The sequence below is a fragment of the Camelimonas lactis genome (genome assembly GCF_004342915.1).
Taxonomy (GTDB): Bacteria; Pseudomonadota; Alphaproteobacteria; order Rhizobiales; family Beijerinckiaceae; genus Camelimonas; species Camelimonas lactis.
The window spans coordinates 1-14426 of the sequence record NZ_SLWL01000032.1 but is presented as its reverse complement, the minus strand read 5'-3'; the positions used below and the strand labels follow the sequence as shown (position 1 = coordinate 14426).

The window sequence follows — 14426 nt, the reverse complement described above, 5'->3', positions numbered from 1 at the left end:
GGCTGCCCGAGGCGTGGAATCGATGCCCACGATGCCGTGGAATCCATGCCCACGATCGCGTGGAATCGATGCCCATCATCCGTGGAATCCGCACGGGTGGGTTCTGGTTTGCGTTCATCATGGCGGTCAGAACTTCCCGTAGATGGTTCTCGTCAGGCCCAGCAGCTCGCAAACGCTTTCGTCAGCGAGGCTGATAAGGGTCGGCATGCGTTCAAACTCTCGCTGGGCGACAGCGGCCAGGTCGGCGGGAAGTGTCTTCACCACATCGGTCATATCGCTCAGAAGATCCTCAACGATGATGTCCAGCCGGCGCGCCAGTTCGTGGATCCGGACAGCGTGGTCTTCGGTGATGGTTACGGTTGCGGGCATGTCTGGCCCCTCCATTCCTGTTCTGTCTGGATGGCCGGTCAGGCCGCGGCTTCGAGATAGCCAAGGGCGGCCCTGATCATGACTTTTGGCGCGTCATCATCATCGAGCATGTCCAGTTCGGACATCGCCAGCCGGAGAGCCTCGGCCGCGCCATCCCGCGACACGGCCGGGCGATCCCAGCCGCAAATCGCGCCGTATGGTTCCTCGTAGGTCGTGCGGACATCCCGAACTGTCCGACCGCGAGATTTCCCGCCGGTGCGGCGTCAGCCCCAATACCGTCGGCACCTGGCGCGCGAAAACCCGAAGCCGGCCTGAGGAACGAAATGCAGCATGATCACCAGCCAGCGCGCGGCGCGCCGTCCCGATACCGGCCGGAGTTTGTCACGCAGGCTGAGAAGCTATGCCGGCTTGGCGCGACTGACGTGGATCTGGCGGACTTCTTTGGCGTCAGCCGGCAGACCGTGCACCGCTGGAAGCGCGGCAACCCGGAATTTTGTGACGCCGTAAAAAAGGGGAAGCTGGTTGCCGACGCCAATGTTGCCGAGGCCCTCTATCGGCGTGCCGTGGGATACAGCCATCCCGCCGTCAGGATCTCCGCGGCGGCAGATGGCCGGCACGTCGCCATCCCGTATGTCCGGAAGTACCCGCCAGACACCACGGCCGCGATTTTCTGGCTGAAGAACAGGCGGCCGGCCGAATGGTCCGACAAACAGGCCAGGGAGCTGGTTTCCACGCCGCCACCTAATGAGGTTCCTGCAAATCCGCAGGGACCTTGCGGGGCGCACATCCGACGAATTTCGTCTGATGTCAGCCGGGCAAAAGTACGAAATCCGTCCTTTTGGCAGGTGCCGCCATCGCGCATCGCTAGCGGATGCGTCTAATTACCTTCACGGGGCTTTCAACGAGCACCTCGTGAAGTGCGGACCCATCACTCGCAATGCCAATGCAATCGCCATTCCAGTAGCGGCGCGCCCAATCTCCACCGGGATCATATGGCCTCAACGGGCCCCACCACGCCCGATGAACCGGGGCCATCTGGTTGCAAACCTCGACCTCCAGCAGGGCCCTCGGCGGAGCGTTCGCGTGCCCCTGATACTGGGCGGCGTAGCTATCCGCTGCCGTAAGGCTGTCAAATAGGAAAATGCTGCCAAAACGCGATGGGAGGTGGGCGTATTCGCGCTGGCGAATGGTTTCCAGTACCCGTTCCCGGTTCCATTCAGGATGGCGGCTCCCTTGGCGGGAAACTTCTCGACCCCACCAGCCAGGATCAATCGTATCCAAAACGAAGCGAGGTTCGCAGGAATGGAAAAAGCGTTGGGTCATTTTTCTGGAGCCCCAGAGCGGTGAGATAGAATCGGGAAGCGTTGGATTTCGCCACAAGGTGCGCGCGCGAGGCAACAAGCTGGAGGTTCCGGTGGAATACGTCGGAACCTAGATGCGGATTTTCTGCGCAATACGCGCAGTGCCGCCGTGTTTCAGATCGATTTCGACAAACGGGCATTCCGTTTTACCGTTATTATTCAATGTGTTGAGGCCGATTTTCTCGCAAAATCGGGCAAAACGGGCACTCCGCTCGTCAGGAAGGCATCCGAGTTTCCGGACAGTACATGCGCGCGCACGCGATGATCCTGACTGGTCGCCCCGCCGGGGCATAGGTAGCAGCCATACAGCAGCGGTCAGGGGCGGACTTGGACCTTTGAGCGGCGGCCAGCACCCGCGCCAAGGGGTTGTCGAAATGACAACAGCCTGCGCCAGTGGCGTAATTTCGCTGCCAGTACGCACGTGCGAGCGCGAGAGCCAGGCTGGACAATTTCGCGACCAGTACGCGCCCATGCCCGCGCGCGATGCGCCCCTGCTGCGGAAGCAGATAGGCCAGTGACAGGCCGTCCAGCGGGGGTGTCACCGGTCTGAAACTGTTTCTGGATAAGGGTTTTTTATCGCCTGCCCTCCCCGCTGTCACCGCCTATCACCGGGGACTGGCGACAGGCCTGCTGGGAGTTTCTGCGCAGAGTGCGCGCGCGGGCCGCAACCGCACCATCGGATTATCCGATAGCGTGGAGCGACCCGGAGCCAAGCGCGAGAGCGGCAGAAATAGCGCCGCCCTTATTTCGATTGTGCGTCAGCGAAGGACTTCAGCACGTTCTGCATCAGGGTCAAATGACCCTTCCCGCCAGCAAGCCGCTTGAAGGTCTCAATCAGATCCTCATCCAGCTTGAGCAGAACGCCCTTCCTTTCGGAAGGCTTCACCATAGTGACGTTGCCCCAGAAGTCTGGGCCAAGATCCGGCCCAGCGGGCGCTTCAGGATTGAACCGTCCTTCGCCCTTGGCGCGCTTGTCATGAAGTTCCTGGCGAGAAAAGACGGGTGACCTTTTTCCGGTCATTGTCTCCTCCTTTCCGCGCGGAGATTATGCGAACGACGTCATTCCGCATGGTGAAGACAACCATCAGAAGCTGGTCGTTCACCATCCCAAGAGCCGTCCACCGCTCCTCCCCGTGCGTCATCTGATCCGATGGGCCAATCAGGACGGGGCCTTCAAAAATCGCCTGCGCGAACAAGAAGTCCACGCCGTGTTTTTGATAATTAGCCTCGTCCTTCTTCGGGTCCCATGTGAATTTTTCGAAAAGCATATTGTTCTCCACCAAGTGCGCCTGGCGGTGGGCGCTGATTGATTGATTGCGTCAGCATCGACGGGTCCCCTTGGTGGTGATCTTTCCGGGCATATCCGGGCAAAGCCCGATGTCAGATATATATGCAAAAAATATATACTCGTCAACCATCAATGATCCTTGGCGCCTCCTCTCACTGGTCAGCTGAAGCTGAGCCTTATCTAGGTGGGTTTGTCACAGAGTGCGGGCGCGCGTAGGCGTGCAGGCGCACGGGATCCGGCCTGTATCGAGCCAATTTGAGCTCACCGAAATTGGGGACCGCAACCACTGCCGGGAAAGCCAACAATGCCGGCCGAATAGGCACTGTTCTCTGGCACCACGGCTTATTCGCCGGAAGGCAGCTTTCTAGGGCCACGTTGGCGTGGCTTCGAGTGCGTTAGGACAATCACAGGCGGTCCGTCCTTGTCCGCACGGACGATTGCCCCGGAGCCAGAATCGCCCCCAGCGTCAGGAGAGCCAAGCTGCGAGCCTCCGAAGTCAGCTGCTCGTTTTTCTATCTCGATAACGGTCTGCGCCGTGATGCGCATCAGCCTTCCAACGCGAAAGGATGGCAACTCTTTCGAGTTCACCATGTGGCGGATGTGATTTGCGGAACAGCCCCAGCGCTTGGCCAGCTTCTCAACCGAAAATGGCCGGTCATCGATGGCGCTCGGGCTCCCTTCAGGCCGCGCCTCGCCCTCGGTTGGCCATGCCTTCAGATATGCCTCAACCTCAGAAACCAGCCACAACCGTTCGGAATGCCATTTCCTCGGTGGAGGAAGAAATCCGCCAGCAACCATGACGTCAATCGTGTTAACCCCGACGCCGATTGAAAGGGCGACTTCTGCTCGGCTGAGAGCAAGGCGGACAACCGGGCGATGCGTAAGCGATGTCATATGAGCTCCGCAGGTCCGGGCTGGGGCCATGACATGGCTGGCCAGCCGATTTATCCGAAGTCACCTCGCGAGCGGAAAGCGCTTCAATCCGCTTCAGGTCCGCTTCACGGCGCGAGCCGTCGACGAGGCGATGGACCGATTTATCTACTATCGTCACGCGAGCAGAATGACGGTTTTCCCCGAGATTGGGGAGAACCTCTCTGGCCGGCGGCGCTCATTGCCAAAGGGTCTATCCTGAACAGATACCCCCGCAGAAAACCGGCCGCACCGATTTATCGGACATCATCACGCGAGGGACGCACCGATTTATCTGAAGTCATATCGCGAGCGGAAAGAGCGACGACAGGGGTGTCAACTGAACTGATACCCCGGCCATCGGCGCGAGTTTTCGGACCAGTACGCGCCCGCACGCACGAGGCCGGCCTAATTTTGCGAGGCGGTCACGCGGATGATTTTTGTCAGGCGCCCTACGCGCGGGAGTTTCTGGACGCCGTAAAAGCGAACGCGGTCACTTGTCTGGGATGGCTTGGCCGGTCACGGCAGAAACGGCATGAACAAAGGCCGTCAGTATCTGCCTGTCAGACAGAGCGCTTGTAATCGGGAAGTCTGTGGCATTCCCGCCGGGGCCGCAGCCTGGCCCTTCGGTTCTCACCACGTTGAGATAGCGGCCCGTGCCAGCCCAGTCTTTATCAGTCCCACGACGGTCCTGAATCCACGCCAGTTTCCACGCGCCAGCAACCTGCCACTCAACCTTGGGCTGCTTCTTTCCGTCTTCGCCAAAAATCATTGTTGCCCCCTATTCGGGCCATTCTGTCAGCCAAATAGGCGAGCGAACAGCCCGCGGCGCTCTGGCTGTGGCGCAGGCAGGGCCGCCAGCGCCTTTTCCGCCTGATCCTGCCATTTCGTTGTTTCGGCCTTGAGCTCATCCGACCGCTTCCGCTCGGCTTCCAGTAGCGCCTCAAGGCCCTTCGCCTCGGCTTGAAGGCCTTCAACACGCTTGGCGGTTTCGTTCAGGCTGACAATGGTTTCGCGGGCCTCTTTCAGCTCGCCGGTCAATTCCGATACCCGGCTTTCCAGATAGGCCAGAAGCTGCCGGCTGCCATCGAGGGGAGGGGGGACATCACTGGTGACAGCGCCAGGGTCATCACCGGCGACAGGACTGGCGATAACACCAGAGACATCACCGGTGGCGTCACCCCCGGGGTTGTCACCTGCTGACTGGTCCAATCGCTCGACCGGGACAGACACCCGCGCCTTTCCATCGTTCCCGATGGTCTTTTTCCACCCTTTGCGGATGGCGAGCCGCTTGGCGCTGGCGGCATTGATCCCGAGCGCCTTGGCCAACTCGGCATAGGTCAGCAGCTTGGTTTCCATATCACCCCCAGCACCGGTGACGTCGCTGGCGATGACACCGGCGATATCACGGGCGACGACACCGGCGTCATCACCGGCGGCGGCATCATGCCGATTCGGCCGTTAACCGCCCGTTAACGATGGTTCGCTGGCCCGCGCTGGTACGGGGAGTGAAAACGAGTGAAAGCTGGTTAAAACTATATAATTCAATATCTTATACGATTCCTGTAGTCTGTGTTTCAGACAAATCAGGAGCGACCATGACTGCGCGCTACTCCGAAGCACCAATGACAATCCGGGCAGACGGCCCATTGCGGGCCGCGCTGCGTCAGCTGGCGGACCAGGACGGGACAAACGTCTCAGAATTTCTGCGCCGGGAGCTCCGCGCCATGGTTGCGCGAAAGCGGGCAGGGGCCGCGGCGAACGACAACGGCGGGAAAGGCGACCTGCAATGAGCATGGACACTGCGTCCCCCACGACCGCCGCCGCCAGCGAAGCGACGCAGGAGAGCAAGCCGCCGCGCGTTCCTATCGAGCGCCATGTTGTGACCTGCGTGCAGGAGCTTGAGCGCATCAGGGCGAACGTCGACCAGACGCTTTACGTCATGCGCCACGGCCAGTTCGACAACCCGGAACTGTGGCTGACCATCGGCAACATCTCGCTCCACGCGGACCAGCTTCTTCGGTCCTACGAGGCGTATCACGAGGTCCGGAACTGCGAGGGCCAGGCATAATGGCACCAGTGTATGATTTCTCCGGCGCGTTCCGGAATCTGAACAGCGCTCTTTCCGGCCTCGGTGACAGCTTCGAAGCCGCCGCCCTGAAAAAGCAGCGCGCCGGCATCGGTGAGGATGCTCTGGCGGGCAATTTCTCAGGCGCAGCCGCCAAGGCGTTCAAAGCCGGCGATTTCGACTCCGGCCTGAAGCTGCTGGGCATGGGGCGCGAGCAGGCCGACAACGCGGCAGCTGACAAGAGCATGTCATTGATGCTGGGTGGGGCTCCGCTCCAGACGACGCAATTCGGGGACGGTACTCTGGGAGGTATCGGCCGCCTTGGAGCCGGTGCACCGGCCGGACAGAACGGCGGCGGCGGGACACTGGCGGATCTCGGGCGCTACAACCAGAACGGCAACCTTCCCAGCTTCGCCCGCATTGGCGGGAGTCCTGACGCGCTCCGGACTGGCATCATTGAAACGGCGAAGGCCATCGGCGCCGATCCGGTTGACCTGGCTACCGCCATCTCGTTCGAAACGGCAGGGACATTCGATCCGACAAAGGCCGGGCCAAAAACGAAATGGGGCCAGCATCGCGGCTTGATCCAGTTCGGAGAGCCGCAGGCCCAGGAATACGGCGTCGACTGGAATAACCCGCTTGGCTCGCAGCTTGGCGCGAACGGCGCGGTCGCCAAATACCTGACGGCCAGGGGCTTCAGACCCGGTATGAGCGGGCTGGATCTATATTCCACGATCAATGCCGGCTCGCCGGGGCGCTACGCAGCGTCCGACACTGCGGCCGGCGGAACGCCTGGCGATGTCCGCGATAAGTGGACGAACCAGATGGCTGACCATCGAGCCAACGCCCAGCGGCTTATTGGCGATGTCGCGCAACAGCCAACGCAGGTTGCCCAGGCCCAGACTGGCGCGACGACACCAGATCAGGCCCGCGCCGGCATCGCTCGCATCGATAGCCTGTTGAATGACCAAGAATTGACGCCGCAACAGCGCCAGAGCCTTGAGCAGCGTCGCGAGCGATACGTTCAGGTCGCGCAGGGCGGCCAGCAGGGTCAGCCGCAGGCCGACATGCCGGCCCAGGGCGCAATGGAAGCGCAGCAGGCGTTCCAGATCCCCGGCACGGGTCAGGTAGTCCCGGCCGGAACCCGTATCACGCCGCGCGCCATGGCCGCCATGAAAGTCATGAACAGCAGCGCTTCAGCCAGCCGCAAGGAAGTGGCGAAGATGGTTCTTCAGGAGGAATTGAAGAACGCGAATCCGGTGACGCAGCTTGATATCGAAGGCAAGCGGCTGAGCAACGAGAAGGCGCGTCGCGACCTCGCCCGGGGCGAAACGACCGCTAACATCACGGAGTACAACTACGCCAGGGAGCAGGGCTACACCGGGTCATTTGACAAGTTCCTAGCCGACAAGGCGCAGAAAACCACTGTCGATATGCGCGGCGAGAGCGAGGAAGCCAAGGCCATCGGGCAGGCGGCCGGCAAGCGCGCCGGAGAGACCATGAGCGCCGCCAGTCTCGGCGTGAAACAGCTCCAACGCATCGGGCGGATGGAAGTCCTGATGGAGCAGGTTGAAACCGGGAAAATGGCCCCGGCCAGAATGAACTTGGGAGCTTGGGGCAAGGCCCTCGGCGTGAATGACGACTTCCTGAACAGCATGGGGCTCGACCCGAAGAAAGTTGGCGATGCTCAGGCCCTGAATGCCATCGCCGGCCGCATGGTCATCGATATGATTGGCGCTGGCGGGTTCCCGGCCAACAACTTCTCCGACGCTGACCGCCAGTTCATCACTGGAACCGTCCCCCAACTCGCCAACGACCCGCGCGGCAACAAGCTCATCATGGAGGCTGCGCGCCGAACCGCCCAGATGGACATCGAGAAGGCGAAGGCGTGGCGGCAGTGGAAGCACACCAACAAATCCGGATCGTTCGATGATTTCGAAATGCTCTGGGCGGATCAGGTCGGGTCGAAGAACCATTTCGCGGACCTGGCCGAGCAGGCGGCGGCCATCACCGGCGCACGCCCCGGCGCCCAGCAGGGGCAACAGCAGCAAGGGCAGCAGGGCCAGCAACGTCAGCCGGCCGCGCTCGGCCCGTCGCCTGAGGCCGTCCAGCACCTGAGAAGCAACCCGCAGTTCCGCGACCAGTTTGACGCCAGATACGGGGCCGGCGCGGCGGCGCGGGCTATGGGGGGGCGCTGATATGGCAAACGTCTTCGATCAGTTTGAAGCTGCTGACAGGGCTTATGCAGCGTCACAGGGGGCGGGCCAGCCTTCTGTGAACGTTTTCGACCAGTTCGATGCTGCCGACCGCGCCCACGCAGCCGCACAGGGCTCCGGCACGCTCAACGACGTGGTCATGTCCACGGAAACCGGCATCGTCAAAGGCGCGGCTGAAATGGCGATGCTGCCTTTGACCGTGCCGAGGATGATGCGAAGCCTTCTGAAAGGCGGCGCTGATTATGCCGTTGATACGCTTGAAGCTGGTCGCCGGGCGGTATTCGGACTCGACCAAGCCTCGCCAGAGGAACTGGCCCGCAGAGAGGCGGATGCGTCCCGCTCCGCAGTCGTTACCAACGCCATTGACGCCGGCCAGGGCGCTGTTCGCGACTATCTGAAAGAGACCACGCACAAGCCGCAGACGCTCCCCGGCCAGTACGCTGAAACCTTGGGTGAGTTTGCCGGCGGCGGCCTTCTGACAAAAGGAACGGCCGCCCAGCGCGTCGCGCAGTTCGCAATCCCGGCTCTGGTCAGCGAAACTGCGGGGCAGGTGACAAAAGGGACGGATGCGGAGCCATGGGCCCGTGTGGCTGGAGCGCTGGGCGGGGGCCTCGCAACGGCGGCATGGCAGGTGCCCAAGGGCGTGCAGTCTGTCCTGTCGAATAGCCTGAAGGGGGTCAGCGAGGCGGAATACGACGCGGCTCTGGCTTTGCAGGCGCGGGGAGCGGAGCAGGGCGTAAACCTGACCTTGGGCGAGGCGCTCAATCAGGTCACTGGCGGCCGGGCCAAGAACCTGTCCCGCATGGAGGCTGTTGTCGCGGGGAACGGCGGCAAGGCCTCCCAGATCATGGATGATTTTTACGCGGCGCGCCCCGGCCAGGTGGAGAACGCCGCCCGGTCTGCCTTTGATGACCTGGGGGCCGCGCCGCAGAACCCGGGCGCCCTCGGAGACGATGTATCGGCCGCCGCGCGCGCTGCCGTCGACGCCACGCCGGAAGGGCAGGCGCTTTCTCAGGCTCATTGGCGGGCCGGCCCTCGCACGTCGCCGGAGCAGGCCGGCCGCACCATTCAGGACGAACTGCAGAACGTCTTTGAGCGCCGCGAGGGCATGAGGGCTGCGCTCGGGGATCAGGATTACGCCGCTGCTCGCAATGCGCCGGCCACGGTCCCGCTGAACGAAGGCCTGCGGGAGGTAGAAGGCACGGCAACCGCGCTGAACCGCCGGGAAATTCCCATCATCCTGAACCAGGGCGAGCGGGACGCGGCGAAGGCGCAATGGCTGGCCGACAACAACCAGTCCGGCCGGTTTCAGATTGTGGGCGACCGGGCGACGCAATTTGCCCAGGTCGATCCTACGCCGGTCGTTCAGGGGATCGATGCGGCCATGGCCACGGCCAAGGGGGCCGTACGCGATGGGCTGGCAGCGGCAAAGCGCGCCCTGATGACGCCAGACGGCGTTCTCGACAGCAGCGTTGAAGGCCTTCACGGTTCGCGTGTCGCCATCAACGACCTTATCAGCCAGGCCAAGCGCGCCGGGGCCAATGACACGGCCCGGCAACTGGAAGGCGTGGTGAACACGCTGGATCAGGCGTTGGAAGCTGTCCCGCTCTACGGTCAGGCCAGGCAGGGGTTCAAGGCGGCCAGCGAGCCTCTGGCGCCATTCGACGCCGCGCGCGGCCCGGGACGCGTCATCGAGCGTGACCAGTTCAACAAGCAGTTCACCATGCCGCCAGAGCGCGTCCCCGACGCCCTATCCTCGGCTTCAGACGCCCGCGCCTTCAATCAGGTGGCTACGCCGGCCGCCCGGGAGGCGATGGAATCCCGGCTCGTGACCGACGTGCTGGACACGATGAAGGGCCGGGGGCTGGATGTATCGGCCGCCGGCATCAGGAACGCCGTCCGGAAGCAGGAGGATGTGTTCGCCCAGTTCCCTGCCGCGAAAGAGCGGCTTCTGGACATCGCCGCATCGCGCGACGGGCTGGCGAAGATTGAAAAGTCTCTCATTGGCGGGTTGGCCAAACGGGACATGACGACACAGAAAGCCGTCAACGCGCTGTTTCCGGAGAACCCGCTTCCCGGCAACTCCCAGCAGACATTCGAGGCGGTCCAGGCGCTGTCCGCACAGAAACCAGCGGTCGCGAACCAGCTTGTCCGGACCTATGTCGAGCAGGTGTTCAACAGGACAGCTCGCGAGCTGACCGGTGGCCCGAACGTGAACGGCGGCGCGCGGTTCGTCACGGAACTGATGGGAAATTCAGAGAAGGCCGCCAATATGCGGGCTGCGATCCGGGGGCTGAAGGATGGTGACGACATCCTCCCCGGCTTTGAACGCATGCTGGAAATTCTGGAAACGACCAGATGGCGGCCGGGTCCGGGGTCCGACACGGCGTTCAAGATTCAGGGGCAGAAGGACCTGGCTGGCGGCTCCAGTATCACGGGCAAGGTGACAGAACACATCACCACTGGCGGCGTCCGCATTCCCAAAGACATCGGCCAGAGTTGGACCGATTGGCGAGCAGGCAAGAACGCCGAGCAGCTAGCGCGGATCGTTACCGACCCCAAGGTCGCTCCTGCGCTCAAGGCGTTGGCCAGATCCGAGGCCGGCAGTCCCCAGTCCATCTATCTCGCGGCTCGCCTGACGGCCCTTGGGAAGCAGGCCTTTGACAAGGGGAACAACAACAAGTGACGCAAGGGCAACTGCCATGGCGACAATGACAAAAACGCCTAGGTCACCTTGCCCGCTATTCACCCACGCAATGGCCGTTATGACCCCGGAAACGCTCAAAATGGACACCAGCCATACGATAGCGCGCGACGGGTTGAACCGCGCGTTATCCCAAACCCGCGTCAGAATGGCCGTCAGGAACGCGCAGAACACGAGGGCGACAAAGAACGTTCCGATGACCGTCACCGGCTCGGCAGGATGTTCGCGGAAAATCCCGTATGTCAGCCACCCAACGAAAACGGCCTGGACCCCCATCCAGATCAGGCGTGACATAGCTTCGGCCCCATGAAGTTCCTCATGGACTACCCTAACCCATTCCGCGACCAGTGGGATATAGCCCCACCGTTTCCGCTCCAGCAGTCTTTCGCAGAGCCTTTTTTATAGGTCGTATTCGGGGGGGCGACGGAAATAGACCCTATGGCGTCAGGGCCAAGCCGGACGGCCATAGGCGATGACTTCGGTCCGCGTTTGATCCACGCCAGCCAGGCCGCGCTGATGATCCTGACAAGGTTCGGCAGGTTCTTCTGTCCCAGCCGGCGACGCTCCTGAACGGTCAGAAGGCCGAGGCCGGCAGCAACATGCAGCGCCTGCTGAACCAGCGCCCGGCACACCCCGGCGCGCGCTGCGATTTCCGCGATAGTGACGGCGCATTGGCCACGGTCCCGCATTTCATCGCTCACCACCCGCATGACGGCGAGCTGGCCCGTGGTGAAGTGTGCCGCGAGCTGCGGAGGCAATGGCCCTGATGACGCCATGCGCCGCCGTCTCATCAGCGAGGCCCGGCGATCCGGGGACTTCTGGGGCTTGCGTGGCGGGAAGATTGACTGGCGAGCGACCTGCCCGACCTGACGCGGTGCCGGGCGCAGTTCCGCCTTTCTGGCGGCGATCCTGTCAGCCAGCGCCTGTGTCTGTCCCTCGCCAATTTCACCCGCGGCATAGGCATGCCAGATCCTGCCGGACGCCCAGTCCAGCCGGCCAATAGTCCGCGCGCCATCGACGATGGCCGCGATCCGTTCCACTTCCATTTCAGACCCCATCTCGTGGGATCGCTCAGGCCATAGAGCATCGTTGCGGAAAGCGCATGCAATCCGCTTGACTCGGAAATTGAGTCATGGGACGGTCCTAGTCAGTGGAGACGTGAACCGCCTTACGGGGCTCAGGACCGTCAATCGATTTAAAGGCCTCTAGGGTGCCAGCCCTGGGGGCCTTTGCTTTTCTGGCGCTGCTCGACCAGCCTCCTAAAAAATGCCGCCGCGCGAATCCTGCGAACGGATCAGCCATTGGGCGCGACGAGGCGGATTCTGTCAAACGGATCAAGCCGGCGTGTTCACTTACGCTCCACAAGCCCCCTTAAAACCCGTTGTATTCCCACCACGCGGCGGTGAATTGGGCGAGTTTCCCTCAACCATCCACACCCGCGCGCGCATTTTCCGATTCACTCGTTTTCACTCCGTTTAACCCCCTTTCACTCCCCGCCGGATTCTTGACGCCTGAATGTCAGACAAGTAACATTATCTTACATTCGAATTTGGCTGGGGGCTGGAATGGCGCGGCGCGGGTTAACATGGAACGATATGAGCCCAGAAAATGGGTTCAGCATCGATGACCAAAACCGGCTTTATTGGAAGGGTGCTCCGGTAAAGACCGAAAATCGCCTCGTTCTGACAGTCGGACAGGTGACGGTCGCCATCATTGTCACCGGAGCGGCGTTCTTTCAGGGCGCGCAAGCCTTCCTGTCCATTGGATGCAGCTTCGGCCTCTGGACGATAGGCTGTTCCAAATGACGAACCTCCCCGCCGTCATCGGACAGCCAGACGCCGTCATGCCGAGCCAGGCCGACAACGACGCGCATCTGGTCGCCATGTGGATCGAGCGCAGCGAAAGCCCCCACACCCGCCGCAACTATCGCCGCCGCGCAGATGACTTCATGGCGTTCGTGGGCGTCCCGCTGTCCGCGATCCGGCTTGGCGACGTTCAGGCCTATCTGGCCTCGCTGGCAGGAAAGGCCCCGGCGACCCGGGCGAACGCCACGGCCGCCGTCAAAAGCCTCCTGAGCTTCGCGCAGGAAATCGGGTACATCCGCTTCAACGTCGGAAAGGTCGTGAAAGCGCCATCGGTCAAGAACACGCTGGCTGAACGCATCCTGCCGGAGGCCGACGTAATCCGGATGCTGGAGCTGGAGGCGAACCCGCGCAATCGCGCCATTCTGAAGGTGCTGTATGGCGGCGGCCTGCGGATCTCCGAAGCCTGCGGCCTGCGCTGGCGCGACCTGTCACCCCGGGATGACGCCGGACAGGTGACAATCCACGGCAAGGGCGGGAAAACGCGCGTCGTTCTGTTGAGCGTCCGGACGTGGCGCGAACTGGCGGGGCTGCGCCCGTCCGACGCCGACCCGGACGGCGCTGTGTTTGAATCGCGCAAGGGCCGTGCGCCCCTGACGACGACGCAGGTCCATCGCATCGTGAAGGCGGCGGCGGATCGCGCCGGCCTCCCACCGGAAACATCAGCGCACTGGCTGCGCCATTGTCACGCCAGCCACAGTCTGGACCGTGGCGCTCCCATCCACCTTGTAAAGGATACGATTGGGCATGCGTCCGTCGCCACTACGGGCCGGTATCTCCACGCCCGGCCGAACGACAGTTCCTCCAAATACCTGGGAGTATGAGGCGTAGCGGAGTGTCGGCGGCGGGTCGCAGGCGGAAGGTTGGATTGGCATAAGTAAGAGAAACGCCATTAAAACAAGTTTCTTCAGGAATGGTGCCGCCATCCAAAACAGCCCGCCCAAAACAAGAAGGATGAGTTCAGCGAGTAATGCGTTATATATAGATTGAGTGTCGAATAGGTTTATGCTCATGTGATTTACTCCAGTTATGGCATTCTGAACCTCCATGAATTGTTGGTTCTATTATATTTATGGTTCTAAACGTCTCTGAATTGCAGTTTCGGGAATTATTTTTCAGAAAATGCAAAAAAAATCCGCCGGGGTTATCGCCTGGCGGATTTGTCTGGCTTCAATGATGGGGCCGGCTTCATTTTGCGAAGCCGGACAGGAATGCGGCGGCCTCCGCGATATCATCTTCCTCATCGGCCACGTGCAGCGCATATAGTTTGGCCATGTGATGGGCCTCCGGGTCCTTTGGCGACATGCGCCGCTGCCTGGCTTCCTCAAAGATGCAGCACATGACACGCAGGCAGCGCTCTGCCTCGTTGTCCAGGATGTCCCCGGCGGGCAGGTATTCAGCCCAAGGCTGTCCAGCCCGGCCGCGAAACACCTCGGCGGCTGTCCGATACGTCTCATACATCTTTGACAGGTCGCCCATCGACAGTTCGCTCAGATGATGGTCCGGCAGCGGCATGGGCCACTGGCTCGACAGCGCGATAAGGCCGGCCCCGGGTGGGTGCGTGTTCCACGGGATGGTGGGCACTGATTCCACCGGATGATGGGCGCGCGTTCCACGCGATCATGGGCAGCATTTCCACGGCATCGTGG

General features: G+C 62.0%; 16 protein-coding genes. 7 read left to right on the top strand and 9 right to left on the bottom strand.

Translation table 11 applies throughout. The features are described from left to right. Positions 1-126: 126 nt before the first annotated feature. Positions 127-369 (bottom strand): hypothetical protein, encoded by a 243-nt coding sequence (locus tag EV666_RS17630; RefSeq protein ID WP_132010905.1) that lies wholly within the window; start codon positions 367-369, stop codon positions 127-129. A gap of 38 nt (positions 370-407) precedes the next feature. Continuing rightward, complete coding sequence (locus EV666_RS18805; RefSeq protein WP_280990851.1) at positions 408-533, bottom strand: hypothetical protein; 126 nt, start codon at positions 531-533, stop codon at positions 408-410. Positions 534-692: 159 nt separating this feature from the next. Here EV666_RS18805 and EV666_RS17625 point away from each other — a divergent pair, with 159 nt between their 5' ends. Further along, on the top strand, positions 693-1250 hold the full coding sequence (locus EV666_RS17625; RefSeq protein WP_207906450.1) for a hypothetical protein: 558 nt from the start codon (positions 693-695) through the stop codon (positions 1248-1250). Between the two features lie 1222 nt (positions 1251-2472). On the opposite strand, the gene EV666_RS17620 is transcribed toward EV666_RS17625, so the two are convergent. The 5 genes from EV666_RS17620 to EV666_RS17600 form a co-directional block, all read right to left on the bottom strand. Further along, complete coding sequence (locus EV666_RS17620) at positions 2473-2751, bottom strand: hypothetical protein (protein ID WP_132010903.1); 279 nt, start codon at positions 2749-2751, stop codon at positions 2473-2475. Then, positions 2705-2998: a BrnT family toxin gene (locus EV666_RS17615; protein ID WP_132010901.1), complete on the bottom strand. Its 294-nt coding sequence runs from the start codon at positions 2996-2998 to the stop codon at positions 2705-2707. The genes EV666_RS17620 and EV666_RS17615 overlap by 47 nt, the downstream gene beginning before the upstream one ends. A 362-nt stretch (positions 2999-3360) precedes the next feature. Beyond that, positions 3361-3912 (bottom strand): helix-turn-helix domain-containing protein, encoded by a 552-nt coding sequence (locus EV666_RS17610; RefSeq protein WP_165910076.1) that lies wholly within the window; start codon positions 3910-3912, stop codon positions 3361-3363. A gap of 508 nt (positions 3913-4420) precedes the next feature. After that, positions 4421-4699, bottom strand: coding sequence for a hypothetical protein (locus tag EV666_RS17605; RefSeq protein WP_132010897.1), 279 nt, complete (start codon positions 4697-4699; stop codon positions 4421-4423). A gap of 26 nt (positions 4700-4725) precedes the next feature. Beyond that, positions 4726-5286, bottom strand: a complete 561-nt coding sequence (locus EV666_RS17600) for a hypothetical protein (protein WP_132010895.1) — start codon at positions 5284-5286, stop codon at positions 4726-4728. Between the two features lie 239 nt (positions 5287-5525). Between EV666_RS17600 and EV666_RS17595 the strand changes: the two genes are divergently transcribed. Genes EV666_RS17595 through EV666_RS17580 form a run of 4 tightly spaced genes read left to right on the top strand, consistent with a single transcriptional unit; the run spans position 5526 to position 10897 of the window. Beyond that, positions 5526-5720 (top strand): hypothetical protein, encoded by a 195-nt coding sequence (locus EV666_RS17595; RefSeq protein ID WP_132010893.1) that lies wholly within the window; start codon positions 5526-5528, stop codon positions 5718-5720. Beyond that, positions 5717-5998: a hypothetical protein gene (locus EV666_RS17590; RefSeq protein WP_132010891.1), complete on the top strand. Its 282-nt coding sequence runs from the start codon at positions 5717-5719 to the stop codon at positions 5996-5998. The genes EV666_RS17595 and EV666_RS17590 overlap by 4 nt, the downstream gene beginning before the upstream one ends. Before the next feature lie 8 nt (positions 5999-6006). Further along, complete coding sequence (locus EV666_RS17585; RefSeq protein ID WP_132010889.1) at positions 6007-8193, top strand: hypothetical protein; 2187 nt, start codon at positions 6007-6009, stop codon at positions 8191-8193. Position 8194: 1 nt separating this feature from the next. Continuing rightward, entirely contained in the window at positions 8195-10897 is a 2703-nt protein-coding gene (locus EV666_RS17580) for a hypothetical protein (RefSeq protein ID WP_132010887.1), read from the top strand. A gap of 341 nt (positions 10898-11238) precedes the next feature. Here the strand turns inward: EV666_RS17580 and EV666_RS17575 are convergent, their stop codons facing one another. Next, complete coding sequence (locus tag EV666_RS17575; RefSeq protein WP_132010885.1) at positions 11239-11961, bottom strand: hypothetical protein; 723 nt, start codon at positions 11959-11961, stop codon at positions 11239-11241. Between the two features lie 549 nt (positions 11962-12510). Here EV666_RS17575 and EV666_RS17570 point away from each other — a divergent pair. Together EV666_RS17570 and EV666_RS17565 are read left to right on the top strand one after the other, a co-directional pair. Beyond that, positions 12511-12720: a hypothetical protein gene (locus EV666_RS17570; RefSeq protein ID WP_132010883.1), complete on the top strand. Its 210-nt coding sequence runs from the start codon at positions 12511-12513 to the stop codon at positions 12718-12720. Beyond that, positions 12717-13601: a tyrosine-type recombinase/integrase gene (locus EV666_RS17565; RefSeq protein WP_132010881.1), complete on the top strand. Its 885-nt coding sequence runs from the start codon at positions 12717-12719 to the stop codon at positions 13599-13601. The genes EV666_RS17570 and EV666_RS17565 overlap by 4 nt, the downstream gene beginning before the upstream one ends. Positions 13602-13965: 364 nt before the next feature. Here EV666_RS17565 and EV666_RS17560 read toward each other — a convergent pair whose 3' ends face one another. After that, on the bottom strand, positions 13966-14361 hold the full coding sequence (locus tag EV666_RS17560) for a hypothetical protein (RefSeq protein ID WP_132010879.1): 396 nt from the start codon (positions 14359-14361) through the stop codon (positions 13966-13968). Between the last annotated feature and the right edge of the window lie 65 nt (positions 14362-14426).

Coding starts and splice junctions, on each gene's coding strand:
- EV666_RS17625 (WP_207906450.1), top strand. CDS start 693: ATGCAGCATGATCACCAGCCAGCGCGCGGCGCGCCGTCCCGATACCGG.
- EV666_RS17580 (WP_132010887.1), top strand. CDS start 8,195: ATGGCAAACGTCTTCGATCAGTTTGAAGCTGCTGACAGGGCTTATGCA.
- EV666_RS17615 (WP_132010901.1), bottom strand. CDS start 2,998: ATGCTTTTCGAAAAATTCACATGGGACCCGAAGAAGGACGAGGCTAAT.
- EV666_RS17590 (WP_132010891.1), top strand. CDS start 5,717: ATGAGCATGGACACTGCGTCCCCCACGACCGCCGCCGCCAGCGAAGCG.
- EV666_RS17600 (WP_132010895.1), bottom strand. CDS start 5,286: ATGGAAACCAAGCTGCTGACCTATGCCGAGTTGGCCAAGGCGCTCGGG.
- EV666_RS17610 (WP_165910076.1), bottom strand. CDS start 3,912: ATGACATCGCTTACGCATCGCCCGGTTGTCCGCCTTGCTCTCAGCCGA.
- EV666_RS17630 (WP_132010905.1), bottom strand. CDS start 369: ATGCCCGCAACCGTAACCATCACCGAAGACCACGCTGTCCGGATCCAC.
- EV666_RS17605 (WP_132010897.1), bottom strand. CDS start 4,699: ATGATTTTTGGCGAAGACGGAAAGAAGCAGCCCAAGGTTGAGTGGCAG.
- EV666_RS17620 (WP_132010903.1), bottom strand. CDS start 2,751: ATGACCGGAAAAAGGTCACCCGTCTTTTCTCGCCAGGAACTTCATGAC.
- EV666_RS17565 (WP_132010881.1), top strand. CDS start 12,717: ATGACGAACCTCCCCGCCGTCATCGGACAGCCAGACGCCGTCATGCCG.
- EV666_RS17575 (WP_132010885.1), bottom strand. CDS start 11,961: ATGGAAGTGGAACGGATCGCGGCCATCGTCGATGGCGCGCGGACTATT.
- EV666_RS17595 (WP_132010893.1), top strand. CDS start 5,526: ATGACTGCGCGCTACTCCGAAGCACCAATGACAATCCGGGCAGACGGC.
- EV666_RS17570 (WP_132010883.1), top strand. CDS start 12,511: ATGAGCCCAGAAAATGGGTTCAGCATCGATGACCAAAACCGGCTTTAT.